The 801-nt window shown below is 27.6% G+C and carries 1 protein-coding gene; it reads right to left on the minus strand.

Annotated elements, in window-relative coordinates; translation table 11 throughout:
• Window positions 1-801, minus strand: an 801-nt coding sequence (locus EPJ72_RS12885; RefSeq protein WP_242005027.1) for a DDE-type integrase/transposase/recombinase, incomplete at both ends; no start/stop codon positions are given.

The raw sequence follows: 801 nt of genomic DNA on the forward strand, positions 1-801 counted from the left end.
ATTCTGCAGTTATATTTTTATTTAATCGTGAATAAAATTCTCTTTCGTCTATGCCGTGTACTCTTTCTACTAAGCCGTTATATCTTGGTGTTGCTACAGGAATATATCTTCTCTCTAATTTATTTTTCAAGCAGTATTCATCAAAAATATTGATTTTAGGAGTATTAATACAGCGATAAGTATATTCTCTACCATTATCGGTCTGTATAGATTGTATCCTAAAAGGTGAAGTTTTCAATACATATTTTAAGAAAGATAAAGCACTAGAAGGTGTTTTATCTTCATAGATTTCTATCCAACTATAACGAGTAGCTAAATCTACAGCTGTGAATTGATAAACTGTTTTTCTGCCTAATTTGATATATTTAGTGTCTATTTGAACTATTTTGCCTTCTTTTTGTATTTTAGAGACAAATTTTCGTTTATCATATCGCTTCTTTTTCTTTTTTATTTTGTATCTCCAAAGATTATTTCTTTTTAGTACATTCTCTATAGCTGTAACACCTATTCTAATGCCTTCACGGTTCAAATATGCTTTAATATAATGCTTACCTCGATATTCTTTAGTATAGAGTTCAATAATTAAATTAATAGCTTTTTGATTATTAAAGATATTTGGAGAAGTTTTTGGCTTAGTGCTAAAATTGGCGACAGTTCCAGTGTCTTTATATTTCTTAAGCCAAGCATAAAAAGTAGATTTGGGTATTTCTTCTATCTTTAAAAATCTTTTAATATTTTTAGTTTCTAATGCTTCATCCACTATAAATAATTTAAATTCTGTGCTATAATCTTTTTTCATCT

It is taken from the genome of Brachyspira pilosicoli (assembly GCF_008016535.1).
Lineage (GTDB): Bacteria > Spirochaetota > Brachyspiria > Brachyspirales > Brachyspiraceae > Brachyspira > Brachyspira pilosicoli_A.